Annotated in this window: 7 protein-coding genes and 1 tRNA gene; 5 read left to right on the forward strand and 3 right to left on the reverse strand. The window is 68.6% G+C overall.

Annotated features, from left to right (window positions below; genetic code table 11):
• Window positions 1-75: 75 nt before the first annotated feature.
• A complete protein-coding gene (locus OEW28_RS03390) occupies window positions 76-2,112 on the forward strand; it encodes an oxidoreductase (protein WP_263733308.1) in 2,037 nt (678 codons plus the stop codon).
• Window positions 2,113-2,192: 80 nt separating this feature from the next.
• Here OEW28_RS03390 and OEW28_RS03395 read toward each other — a convergent pair whose 3' ends face one another.
• The gene (locus OEW28_RS03395) at window positions 2,193-2,888 is read right to left on the reverse strand and encodes an arylesterase (protein WP_263733309.1); all 696 of its coding nucleotides are present in this window, start codon (window positions 2,886-2,888) and stop codon (window positions 2,193-2,195) included.
• Between OEW28_RS03395 and OEW28_RS03400 the strand changes: the two genes are divergently transcribed.
• Together OEW28_RS03400 and OEW28_RS03405 are read left to right on the forward strand one after the other, a co-directional pair.
• On the forward strand, window positions 2,887-3,627 hold the full coding sequence (locus OEW28_RS03400; protein ID WP_263733310.1) for an ABC transporter ATP-binding protein: 741 nt from the start codon (window positions 2,887-2,889) through the stop codon (window positions 3,625-3,627). The genes OEW28_RS03395 and OEW28_RS03400 overlap by 2 nt on opposite strands.
• Complete coding sequence (locus OEW28_RS03405) at window positions 3,624-6,152, forward strand: ABC transporter permease (RefSeq protein ID WP_263733311.1); 2,529 nt, start codon at window positions 3,624-3,626, stop codon at window positions 6,150-6,152. Before OEW28_RS03400 ends, OEW28_RS03405 begins: the two co-directional genes overlap by 4 nt.
• Before the next feature lie 11 nt (window positions 6,153-6,163).
• On the opposite strand, the gene OEW28_RS03410 is transcribed toward OEW28_RS03405, so the two are convergent.
• Window positions 6,164-8,590, reverse strand: a complete 2,427-nt coding sequence (locus OEW28_RS03410) for a heavy metal translocating P-type ATPase (protein WP_263733312.1) — start codon at window positions 8,588-8,590, stop codon at window positions 6,164-6,166.
• A gap of 101 nt (window positions 8,591-8,691) precedes the next feature.
• Between OEW28_RS03410 and mnmH the strand changes: the two genes are divergently transcribed.
• Window positions 8,692-9,756, forward strand: a complete 1,065-nt coding sequence (gene mnmH, locus OEW28_RS03415; RefSeq protein ID WP_263733313.1) for a tRNA 2-selenouridine(34) synthase MnmH — start codon at window positions 8,692-8,694, stop codon at window positions 9,754-9,756.
• Here mnmH and selD read toward each other — a convergent pair.
• A complete protein-coding gene (selD, locus tag OEW28_RS03420; protein WP_263733314.1) occupies window positions 9,753-11,924 on the reverse strand; it encodes a selenide, water dikinase SelD in 2,172 nt (723 codons plus the stop codon). The genes mnmH and selD overlap by 4 nt on opposite strands.
• 125 nt (window positions 11,925-12,049) lie before the next feature.
• Between selD and OEW28_RS03425 the strand changes: the two genes are divergently transcribed.
• Window positions 12,050-12,126 (forward strand) — tRNA-Met (locus OEW28_RS03425).
• Window positions 12,127-12,424: the final 298 nt, after the last annotated feature.

The following is a 12,424-nucleotide window of genomic DNA, read 5'->3' on the forward strand; positions in this document are numbered from 1 at the left end:
AGTTTCCATTTCCTGACGCGAATTGACCAGAGGTCTTGGCAAGCTGCGCAGAGGTTGGCGACCGGAGGTACCCGAATGTCCAACGATCCCCTTTTGCAGCCCTATCGGCTGAAGCACCTTGTCCTGAAGAACCGGGTGATGTCCACCTCGCATGAGCCGTCCTACGCCGAGGATGGCATGCCGCTTGAGCGCTACAGGCTCTATCATCGCGAAAAGGCGAAGGGGGGAATCGCGCTGACCATGACAGCTGGATCGGCCCTGGTCAGCGCCGACAGCCCGGCGGCATTCGGCAACCTTCATGCCTACAAGGATGAGATCGTCGCGCCGCTGAAGGCGCTGGTGGACGACGTGCATGAACACGGCGCGGCGGCGATGATCCAGTTGACGCACCTTGGGCGCCGCACGGGCTGGAACAAGGCTGACTGGCTGCCTGTGCTGTCGGCCTCCCCTGTCCGGGAACCCGCGCACCGCGCCTTCCCCAAGGAGGCCGAGGACTGGGACATCGAAAGAATCGTGGCGGACTATGCCGCTGCGGCCGAACGGATGAAGGCCGCCGGCTTTGACGGCATCGAGTTCGAGGCCTGGGGCCACCTGATGGACGCCTTCTGGTCGCCCGCGACGAACCGGCGGCAAGACGAATGGGGCGGGTCGCTGGACAATCGCCTGCGCTTCACCTGGTCGGTGGTCGACGCGGTTCGGGCGGTGGTCGGTCCAGAGTTCATCGTGGGCATACGCATGGTCGCGGACGAGGACTGGGACAAGGGGCTGAGCCGCGAGGAGGGTGTCGAGATCGCGCGGCGCATGGCCACCTCTGGCAAGATCGACTTCCTGAACCTGATCCGGGGACACATCGAAACCGACGCCGCGCTGGCCGACGTGATCCCGATCCAGGGCATGCGCAGCGCACCGCACTTGGACTTCGCGGGCGAGGTGCGCGCGGCCACGAAGTTCCCGGTCTTTCACGCCGGACGCGTGCAGGACGTGGCGACCGCGCGGCACGCCATCGCCGCGGGCAAGCTGGACATGGTCGGGATGACACGCGCGCATATCGCTGATCCCCACATTGTCGCCAAGGTGATGGCGGGGCAGGAGGATCGGATCCGCCCCTGCGTGGGCGCCACCTACTGCCTGGACCGCATCTATGAAGGCGGTGAGACGCTTTGCATCCACAATGCTGCGACCGGGCGAGAGGCGCGCATGCCCCACACGATCGAGCGGGCGCCGACTTCGCGCCGCGTCGTCATCGTGGGGGCCGGGCCCGCGGGGCTTGAGGCCGCGCGCGTCGCGGGCGAGCGCGGGCACAGCGTGACGGTGCTTGAAGCATCCGATCGCGCGGGCGGTCAGGTCAACGTGCTGGCCGCGAACCCGCGCCGGCGCGAGATGATCGGGGTTATCGACTGGCGCGTCGCCGAACTGGAACGGCTGGGCGTCGAGGTCCGCTACAACACCTTCGCGGACGGGCAGGACGTCCTGTCGCTGGACCCCGACGTGGTGGTGATCGCCACCGGCGGCCTGCCGCAGGCGCCTGAGATGGCGGGTGAGGATCTGGTGACATCAAGCTGGGACATCATCACCGGAGAGGTGAAGGCAGCCGGTCGCGTGCTGGTCTACGACGATGGCGGCGGGCATGCCGGCATGACCGCGGCAGAAGTCGCGGCGCGGGCCGGTGCCCAGGTCGAACTGGTGACGCCCGAGCGCATCCTTGCGCCCGAGATGGGCGGCATGAACCATGTCCCCTACATGCGCGCATTCCACGAAACCGGGACGAAGATCACGATCAACATGCGCCTCAACGGCGTTCGGCGTGAAGGAAACGAACTGGTCGCGACCTTCGGCTCGGATTTTTCGCCGGGCTGGTCAGAGGAGCGGCGCGTGGACCGCGTCGTCGTCGAGCACGCGACACGGCCGCTTGACGAGATCTATTTCGATCTCAAGCCGCAAAGCCGCAATCTGGGTGTCGTCGACTACGCCGCCCTTCGGGGGACCGGGCCGATCTTCCCCGAGAAGAACGCACAAGGCAGCTTCGTCCTTTACCGGATCGGCGACGCCGTTGCCGCCCGCAACATCCATGCGGGGATCTACGACGCGCTTCGCACCGGGATCCGCTGGTAGGTGCAGGGCCGCGGCGGGCGCGTCGGAACTCCGCGCGCCGCATGAACTCAGTGGCCGCCCCCCCATGCAGCGGGGGGCGGCTATCGCGCCTTTTCGATAAGCGCCAGGACCTCGGGGCCCAGAGCATCGACGATCAGCGCCACGCCCGCGCGGCTTGGGTGCAGGCCATCGGGTTGCATGTATTCGCGAAGCGCCGTGTCGCGGTCTTCCTCTTCCATGATGGGTGCCAGGAAGGGCGGTGCGAGCCGCGCGCCATGCGCGTTGGCCAGATCGGGATAGATCGCGTCGAACTCCGCCTTGTAGTCGGGTCCGTAGTTCCCGGGCGCGATCATGGGCACCAGCAAGACCGGCAATCCGCGCGCGTCGGTCTTCTTAAGGATGGCATCAAGGTTGGCGCGCGATTCCCCGGGTGGCAGGCCGCGCAGCAGGTCGTTGCCACCCAGCGTCACGATCACGGCATCGGTTTCGGGGACAAGCGCCCAGTCGGTTCGGGCAAGCCCGCCCGCCGTCGTGTCGCCAGAGACGCCCGCATTGATGACGCTCGCATCCGCACCTCTGGCGTCAAGCCAGTCCTGAAGCTGGGCGACGAAGCCTTCTTCGGGCGCAAGGCCATAGCCCGCGGTCAGGCTGTCGCCCAGGGCAACGACGGTCACGGGTTCGGCCGAGGTGGGAACCGCTGAAAGAAAGATCAGGCCCAGTGTCGCCGCCAGGTTGCACCGGGCGGTCCTGTGCCCATATCGATAGACGAAGCGGAACAGGCGGAAACGGGCGGACATGGACAAGGTTATGAGCCTTGAGGCGGCACGGCTGACACTTGCGGGCAACGCCGGACCGGTCGAGATCCTGAAGGGCATCACCCTGTCGGTCGCTCGGGGCGAAAGTCTGGGGCTGATCGGGCCGTCTGGGTCGGGCAAGTCCTCGCTCCTCATGCTTATGGGCGGGCTAGAGCGTGCCACCTCCGGCCGGGTCGAGGCGTTGGGCCAGGACTTGACGGCGATGGGCGAAGACGCGCTTGCCCGGTTTCGCCGCGCCAATATGGGCATCGTGTTCCAGAGCTTCCACCTGATTCCGACGATGACCGCGCTTGAAAACGTGGCGATCCCGCTGGAACTGGCCGGGGCGGCGGACGCGATGGACCGCGCGCGGCAGGAACTTGAGGCCATGGGGCTGGGCGGTCGCCTTGGCCATTACCCGGCCGAGTTGTCGGGCGGAGAGCAGCAGCGTGTGGCGCTCGCGCGCGCCGCCGCCCCCAGGCCGGCGATCTTTCTGGCCGACGAGCCGACCGGCAATCTCGACAGCCGCACCGGGGGGGCGATCATGGAATTGCTGTTCGGCCTCAGGGACCGCCATGGGGCGACGCTGGTGCTGGTTACCCATGCGCCGGAACTGGCCGAGCGCTGCGACCGCATCGTCCGGTTGGCCGATGGCGCGATCGTGACCGAGGCCCCGACCGAGATGCAGACCGAGATGCAGACCGGGACCCTGACCGGAACCCCGACCGAGGCTTCGGCGTGAACCCCGCCGTCGCTTGGCGCATCGCGCGGCGCGATCTGCGCGGGGGGCTGCGCGGGTTCGCCGTATTCTTGGCCTGCCTGATCCTCGGGGTCGCCGCCATTGCGGCCGTGGGCACCGTCCGCAGCGCCATCTCTGAGGCGCTTTCGCGCGAAGGGGCGGCGCTTCTGGGGGGCGACGCCCAGATGTCGTTCACCTATCGCTTCGCCAGCGAGGAAGAGCGCGCATTCATGCGCGACCGGGCGGACGCCGTGTCCGAGATCGTCGATTTCCGTTCGATGGCGGTGGTCGGCGAAGGGCAGGCGGCGGAACGCGCGCTGACCCAGGTCAAGGCTGTGGATGACGCCTATCCGTTGGTAGGGGCGCTTGCGCTGGAACCGTCCTTGCCCCTCGACTCGGCGTTTGAACCGCGCGACGGCGCGCCGGGCGCGGTGATGGACGGCGTGCTTGCCGACAGGCTTGGGCTTGACGTGGGCGACCGGTTCCGCCTTGGCCTTGCAGAGTTCCGGCTTGGCGCTCGGCTGGTCCGTGAACCGGACGGGGCGATGGGTGGCATGCTGCTGGGTCCAAGGACGATCGTCCTGACGCGCGATCTTCAAGGTTCGGGCCTGCTGGAGCCGGGCAGCGTGTTCGACACGCGCTACCGGCTGCGCCTGCCGGCCGGGACCGATCTTGCCCAGCTTCAGCGCGAGGCCGAGGCGGCGTTCATGGACACCGGGATGCGCTGGCGCGATGCCCGCCGCGGCGCGCCGGGGGCAGAGCGCTTCGTGGATCGGATGGGGTCTTTCCTGGTCCTTGTCGGGCTTGCGGGCCTTGCGGTGGGGGGCATCGGCATCGCCTCGGCGGTGCGCGCCTACCTAGAGGGCAAGACCGGCACCATCGCCGCGCTGAAAGCAGTGGGCGCGGACACAAGCACGATCTTTCTGGCCTATGCCCTCCAGATCGGCGGGATGACCGCCCTGGGGATCCTGCTGGGGTTGCTTCTGGGGATCGCCCTGCCGGTGGCGGCGGCGCCGGTCGTGGCGGATCTTCTGCCCATCCCGGTGCAGGTGGCTCCATCCTTCCGCCCCGCGGCAGAGGCAGCGCTCTATGGTGTGCTGACTGCCGCGCTTTTTACGCTTTGGCCGCTTGCGCGCGTGCGCGATGTTCGGGCCGCCGCACTGTTTCGCGATCTGGGCGCTGGGCGGCGGCGCTGGCCCGGCCGCCGATTTGGCGCTGCGCTGACGGCGATCCTGACGCTTTTCGTAGCCGTCGTTCTGGTCCTGGCCGCGATGCCGACACTTGCCTTGGCGACGCTTGGCGGCATCGCGGGGGCGCTGGCGCTGCTGGCCGGCGCCGCCTGGGTCCTGAGGCAGATCGCGCGCAGGCTGTCGCACCGGGTCGAGGGGCGGCCGGGGCTGCGCCTGGCGCTTGCCGCCGTCGCCGGCCCCCGGGAAGAGGCCAGCGCCGTCGTCCTTGCGCTGGGTCTTGGCTTGTCCGTGCTTGCCGCCGTCGGGCAGATCGACGCCAACCTGCGGGCGGCGATCGACCGCGACCTGCCCGAAGTCGCGCCGTCCTTCTTCTTCGTCGACATCCAGAATGACCAGCTCGACGGGTTCCGCGACAGCCTGGCCGCCGAGGAGGGCGTGAGCAAGGTCGATACGGCGCCCATGCTTCGCGCGGTCGTGACACGCATCAACGGCCGCGACGCCCGCGAGGTGTCGGGTGATCACTGGGTGCTTCGCGGGGACCGCGGGCTGACCTATGCAGCGCTTCCGCCCGAAGGGACAAAGATCGTCGCCGGAAGCTGGTGGCCCGAGGATTACGCGGGCCCGCCTCAGATGAGCTTCGCGGCAGAAGAGGCCGCCGAGCTTGGGCTTGACCTGGGGGACAAGGTGACGGTCAACGTGCTGGGGCGCGACATCGAGGCCGAGATCACATCTTTCCGGGAGGTCGACTTTTCCACTGCGGGGATCGGCTTCGTGATGCTGATGAACCCCGCCGCCCTGGGCGGAGCGCCGCATACCCACATCGCGACCGTCTACGCCGATCCCGCGTCTGACTCGCGCATCCTGCGCGAGGTCGCGGGGGCCTATCCCAACATCACCGCCATCCCCGTGCGGGAGGTCGTGGATCGCGTGTCCGAGATTCTTGGCGCGATCGCGCGGGCGACCGCCATCGCCGCGGGCGTGACGCTGCTGACGGGTGTGGTGGTTCTGATCGGGGCGGCGGCATCGGGCCAAAGAGCGCGCGTCTACGAGGCCGCAGTGCTCAAGGTCCTGGGGGCGACGCGGGGCAGGATCCTGGCAAGCTTCGCGCTGCGCTCGGCGCTGATGGGGGCTGCGGCGGGGCTGGTGGCCATCGCCTTCGGCGGAGTGGCCGGCTTCGCTGTCATGCACTTCGTCATGGACGCGCCGTACCGGTTCGAGCCCACCACGGCCCTGGCCATCGTCTCGGGCGGCATTACGGCGACGCTGGTCGCGGGCCTGCTGTTCGCCCTGCCGGTCCTGGGCGCGCGCCCGGCGCGCATACTGCGCGGCGCCGAATAGGCGCACGGGTCTCAGGCGCGGCGCAGGCGGAGCGCGTTGGTCACCACGAAGACCGATGACAGCGCCATCGCCGCCGCGGCCAGCATCGGCGACAGCAGCGGACCGCCAAAAATGAAAAGCGCGCCGGCCGCGACCGGGATCAGAAGCACATTGTAGCCGAAGGCCCAGAACAGGTTCTGGCGAATGTTCCGCATCGTCGCCCGCGACAGCGCGACAGCGGCCGCGACGGCGGCGGGATCGCCGCCCATCAGAACGACTTCGGCGCTTTCGATCGCTACATCGGTGCCGGTGCCCATCGCGATCCCGACGTCGGCAGCAGCAAGCGCGGGGGCATCGTTGATGCCATCGCCCACGAAGGCGACCGTAGCCGTCTGGGCAATCTCCCTCAGCGCTGCGACCTTCCCATCCGGCAGCACCTCGGCCCGCACTGTGTCGATGCCAAGGCGCCGCGCGACGGCCTCGGCGGTCGCGCGTGTGTCGCCGGATATCATCGCGGTCCTGAGCCCGGCCGCGTGCAATGCGGCGATCGCATCGGCCGCTGCGGGCTTGATCGGATCCGCCACCGCCAAGACCGCCGCGATCCGTCCGTCCACGGCGATCAGGATCGGGGTTTTGCCCTGGGCGGCAAGGTCAAGGATGCGATCGGCCGTGGCATCGGCATCTACCCCCGCCTCGGCCAGCGCGCGGCGGTTGCCGATCAGGACCTCGCGCCCGTCGACGGTCGCGGCAAGGCCGCGGCCAGGGCGCGCCGTGACGCCCGAGGCCGGGGGCGCGGCAAGGCCCCGCTCAGTCGCGGCCTCGACGATGGTGCGGGCCAGCGGATGTTCCGACCGTGACTCGGCGCCGGCGGCAAGGCGCAGCACCTCGGTCTCGGAATGGCCGGGCATGGTTTCGATGTCGGTCAGGACAGGGCGCCCCTCGGTCAGGGTTCCGGTCTTGTCGAAGGCGATCAGCCCCACCTCGGACAGGCGTTGCAGGGCGTCGCCGCGACGGAACAGCACGCCCTTTTCCGCGCCGCGCCCCGTGCCCACCAGAATCGATACCGGCGTCGCGAGCCCCATCGCGCAGGGGCAGGCGATGATCAGCACCGAAATCCCCGCGACAAGCGCGTGGGTCAGCCTGGGGTCCGGTCCAAACGCCAGCCAAAGCGCGAAGGTCAGCACCGCCAGCGTCATCACCGCGGGCACGAACCACAGCGTTATGCGGTCGACAAGCGCCTGCACGGGCAACTTGGCGCCCTGCGCCTGCTCGACCAGACGGATGATGCGGGCAAGCACGGTGTCGGAACCGGTCGCGGTGACGCGGTAGGACAACGCCGAGGCGCCGTTCATGGTGCCACCCGTCACGACCGCGCCTTCGGATTTCCGGACCGGGTCGGGTTCCCCCGTCAGCATGCTTTCGTCGATCCAGCCCTCACCCTCGGTCACGACGCCGTCGACGGCTACCCGTTCTCCCGGCGCAAGCCGGATGATGTCGCCGGACTTCAGAGTCTCGACCGCCGTTTCGATCACCGTCCCGTCTCGTTCGACCTGCGCCGTGGCTGGACGCAGGCCGATCAGTCGGCGGATCGCCTCGCCTGCCCTGCCCTTGGCGCGGGCTTCGAGGAACCGGCCCACAAGGATCAGCGTCACGATTGTCGCCGCGGCTTCGAAATAGACGTCGCGCGCGTTGGCCGGCAAAAGCGATGGGGCAAAGGTCGCGACCGAGGAATAGGCATAGGCGGCAAGGCTTCCAAGCGCGACAAGCGCGTTCATCTCGGGCGCGCCCCGGAAAAGCGCGGGCAGGCCCTGGGCGATGAACATCCGGCCGGGGCCGAACAACACGAGCGTGGTCAGAGCGAACTGAACGAGCCAGGAGGTCTGGATCCCGATCGTTCCGGCGATCCAGTGATGGAACGCCGGAACCATGTGACCGCCCATCGCCAGCACAACGACCGGAAGGGCCAGCGCGCCCGAAACCATGACCCGGCGGGCCAGTGCGGCGGCTTCCTCGGCCTGTCGGTCAGTCGCGCGCTGAGCGCTGTCCCTGTGCGGGCTGGCCTCATATCCCGCGCGGGTGACGCGCGCTGCAAGGCTGTCCGCATCCGTCAGACCTGACAGATAGCGGACATGGGCGGAACGGGTCGTAAGATTGACGTCGGCCGAAACGACGCCGGGCGCAGCGCTGAGCGCCCGTTCCACGCGGCCGACGCAGGACGCGCAGGTCATGCCCTCGACGTCCAGGTGCAATTCGGACTCGACCGGGGGATAGCCGGACCGGCTCAAGGTCAGCGCCAGGCCCTGCGGATCTGCGGGGGCGTCGTAGTCGACCAGCGCCGTTCCCGCCATCAGGTTCGCCTGGGCATCCGAAACACCCGGCACCGCCTTGAGCGCCCGTTCCACCCGCCCGACACAGGACGCGCAGGACATTCCTTCGACGACGAATTTTGCTGAGGGCATGGTCGGGGGCTCCTTTCGCGCCTAGATGGCTATGCGCCTGCCGGTTTGTCAAACGCCTGGCGGCCCTTCCGTCAGCCAGGCTGCCGGGGTAAGAGGGCGCCATGCCCCTGACGCTCTCGTCCCTTCTTGATCTTGACCGGCTCGGTTTCGACTCCGTGATCGATGTCCGCTCGCCCTCGGAATTCGCCGAGGATCACCTGCCCGGCGCGATCAACCTGCCGGTGCTCGATGATGCAGAACGGGCGCGCGTCGGCACGATCTACAAGCAGCAGTCGCCTTTCCTTGCGCGCAAGATCGGGGCCGCGCTGGTGGCGCGCAACGCCGCCACCCATCTTGAAGGCGCTCTGGCCGGCATGGGCGGGGGCTGGCGCCCGCTGGTCTACTGCTGGCGCGGGGGGCAAAGGTCGGGATCCTTCGCCACGATTCTGTCCCAGGTCGGATGGCGGGTCGAACTGGTCCAGGGCGGCTACAAGTCCTGGCGACGGCTTGTGGTCGAAGAACTGCACGACCGGGAGGTTCGATCCCCCGTCGTGATCCTGGACGGCAACACCGGATCCGCCAAGACCGAGATCCTCGGGCTGCTCGCGGGGCGGGACGTCCAGGTGATCGACCTGGAAGGCCTGGCAAACCATCGCGGCTCGCTTTTCGGGCACCGCGCGGGCGGCCAGCCCTCGCAGAAGGCGTTCGAAGGACGCCTGGCGATGGCGCTTGCCGCGCTTGACCCCTCGCGGCCCGTCGTTGTCGAGGCCGAGAGTTCAAAGGTCGGGAACCTTGCCCTACCGAAGAAACTCTGGGCGGCGATGGGCGAAGCGCCCCGCATCCGTATCGCGGCCCCGGTCGCGGCGCGGGCGGCCTACCTGGCGCGCGCCTACGCGGACCTGACCGAGGATCGCGACCGCCTGGACGCGACGATTGCGCTCTTGCGCCATCTGCATCCGGCCGACGTGATCGAGACCTGGCATGCGCTTGCCGCCGCCGGCGACCATGTCGCGCTGGCCGAGGATCTGATGCGGCGCCACTACGACCCGCGCTATGAAAAGCACCGCGCCCGCTTCGACGACGCGCCCGGAGCGGTGATCGCGACGGACAGCCTGATGCCCGAGGCGCTGGACGCGCTGGCCGCAAGGGTGGTGGCGGCGATAGAACGCGTGTCGGGCCGGGTTTAGCCTTCGACCGTCAGGAACGGGACGCCGTCGGTGACAGTTCCGATCACGGCCGCACGCTCGCCGCTGTCTGCGAGCCGGGCCAGAACGTCCGCCACCCGGTCCGCAGGCACCGAGGCCAGCAGCCCGCCCGCCGTCTGCGGGTCGAACAGCAGATCGGCGCGTGCGCCTTCGGTCAGGAACATCCTCGCCATGACCTGCCGGTTCGCGGGCAGCAGCGTCGAGCCGTGCCCGGCGGCTGACAGCGCCTCGGCCCCCGCAAGGACGGGAACAGCGGCAAGATCAAGCGTCGCGGCGACGCCCGAAGCCTCGAGCAGTCCCATCAGGTGTCCGGCCAGGCCGAAGCCCGTAACGTCGGTCATGGCATGGGCATGGGGAGCAAGCGCACGCGCCGCCAATCCCTGGGGGCGCGCCATCGACGCCAGCGCCGCTGCGACGACCCCGCCCGGCGCGGCCTTCGCCATTTCAGCCGCAAGGATAACACCGGTCCCGATGGGTTTGGTCAAAATCAGCGCGTCACCAGCACGCGCGCCCGCCTGCGTGATGGGGGCTTCGTCGCAAAGACCGGTCACGGTGTAGCCGACTGTCAGCTCGGCCCCCAGGCTGGTGTGGCCACCGACGACGTCCGCCCCCTCGGCGCCGAAGACCTCCGCCGCGGCGGCCATGATTTCCCGCAGGGTCTCCGTCTGCAGCCGGGGCGACATGCGCGGCAGGATGACCTGGATCAGAGCGGCCTGAGGACGGGCGCCCATGGACCAGACGTCGCCAAGCGCGTGTACCGCCGTGATCCTCGCCAGAAGCCACGGGTCCTCTGTGAAGGCGCGCACATGGTCGGTTGTCAGAACCTGCGCGCCGGTTCCATGTTTCAGGATCGCCGAGTCGTCGCCCGCGCCCCAGATCACGTCCGACCGCCGGGGCGGCGGCAGCTCGGCCAGCGCGGCAGAAAGATCCGCGCGCCCCACCTTGGCCCCGCAGCCGCCACACAGCGGCTTTCCGCGGCCCAGTTCCTCGGCCACGCCGGCGGCGACCGGGTCCGGCAGGGCCGGACGTGGCATCGCCGGAAGCGGGTCGAACCTGGCCATGAACTTGCGGTCGATCCGATCCTTCCAGCGCCAGAGCCAGGCGCCATCCAGCGGCAAACCCCATTTGTCCGCGACGGCGTGGCCCGCCCCAGCCGACACCAGCTTCAGGTAGTCGCGCTGCGGACGGTATGGCCTGAAAGCGCCGCTGCCCGTTGCCGCGACGGTCAGGTTGTGCAGCAGAACCGGGGCCTCCCGCACGGCGAAGACGCCCGCCTTGGGGCGCGGCGCATGCGTCAGGTGCGCGATGTCGCCGCTGGCGAAGACGGCCGGATCGGTGAGCGAGCGCAGGTATTCGTCGACCCTGACGAAGCCATCGTGCAGCGAAAGCCCGGTGTCGCCCAGCCATCCCTGCGCCCGTGTCGCCGCGGCGCCAAGCGTGAAGTCCGACGGTACCATGTGCCCGTCGTCCAGCCGCACGCCGTGCTGTTCGACCGCGGCCACGGCGACCCCTTCCAGAAGGGCGATTCCCGCCCGCCGCAGATGCCGCAAAAGCGCGCGCCGCGCGCCCTGTCCGACGGCGGACAATGCTGTGCCGGCCTCGATCAGCGTGATCTGCGCCTGCGGACCCAGCCGCTGAGCGGCGGCAAGGGCAAGCTCGACGCCGGCGACGCCACCACCGATGACCGCCAGCTTCGCGCCGGCGGCGGCCGTGTCTGCGAAGGCCTCCCAACGATCGGCGAAGGCATCCAGCGGCTTGGCGGGGACCGCGTGTTCCGCGAACCCCGGCAGCGAGGGCATTTCCGACGAGATTCCGATGTCGAGCGACAGAACGTCATAGGCCACGGCGGGGTGCGCGTCGATCTGGACGCGGCGCGCCGCACGGTCGATGCCGGTTGCCCGGCCCAGTATCAGCCGAGCGCCGGCGTGGCGGGCAAGTTTCACAAGGTCGATCTGCAGCGCCGCGCGCGGGTAATGCCCCGCGACATGGCCCGGCAGCATCCCCGAATAGGCGGCCGTCGGATCGGGGCTGATCAAGGTCAGACGCGCGCCCGGAAGGGGTTTCATGCCCCACATCCGCAGGACAAGCGCATGGGCATGTCCGCCGCCGACGAAGACGATATCGCGGGTCAGGGGTATCTGTGGCTGCATGATCGGCTCCCTCGCGATCTTGCTATCCTGCCGGGAACGGAAAGACGACCGCAAAGATCGTCGCAGCGAAAGTCGATTTTCGGCTTGACGGCCCGGTCATGCTCGCATACCTACGCGCTCGCTCTGGCGGAGTAGCTCAGCTGGTTAGAGCAGAGGAATCATAATCCTTGTGTCGGGGGTTCAAATCCCTCCTCCGCTACCACCCATCCCCTTGATATCGCTGATGGGCCGGTCCGAGTTTTCGGAACGGTCATCGTCAGTTGGGAGTGCAGTTGGGAAAATTGCTCCTGCTTCATGCGCTTCGCGTTTTCGTATCGCTTGAGCAGCGAGACCTGAGTCACGGCTCAAGTAGTGTGAGTCAAGGATGCCTTTCACTTCCTTCAGGGCGTGTCCGGTGATCGAAGCGATTTCAGGAGCAGAGCAGCCGGCAAGCGCAAGCCGCGTGACTGCTGTCCCCCGGAGGTCGTGAACAGGACCAGTCTAATGATCCTGTCCCCTCC

The organism is Albidovulum marisflavi, assembly GCF_025751435.1.
In the GTDB taxonomy this organism is placed as follows: Bacteria; Pseudomonadota; Alphaproteobacteria; order Rhodobacterales; family Rhodobacteraceae; genus Albidovulum; species Albidovulum marisflavi.

Bases quoted from the DNA above. Each gene is read 5' to 3' on its own strand.
- OEW28_RS03390 (WP_263733308.1), top strand. From the start codon at position 76: ATGTCCAACGATCCCCTTTTGCAGCCCTATCGGCTGAAGCACCTTGTC.
- OEW28_RS03400 (WP_263733310.1), top strand. From the start codon at position 2,887: ATGGACAAGGTTATGAGCCTTGAGGCGGCACGGCTGACACTTGCGGGC.
- OEW28_RS03395 (WP_263733309.1), bottom strand. From the start codon at position 2,888: ATGTCCGCCCGTTTCCGCCTGTTCCGCTTCGTCTATCGATATGGGCAC.
- OEW28_RS03410 (WP_263733312.1), bottom strand. From the start codon at position 8,590: ATGCCCTCAGCAAAATTCGTCGTCGAAGGAATGTCCTGCGCGTCCTGT.
- mnmH (WP_263733313.1), top strand. From the start codon at position 8,692: ATGCCCCTGACGCTCTCGTCCCTTCTTGATCTTGACCGGCTCGGTTTC.
- selD (WP_263733314.1), bottom strand. From the start codon at position 11,924: ATGCAGCCACAGATACCCCTGACCCGCGATATCGTCTTCGTCGGCGGC.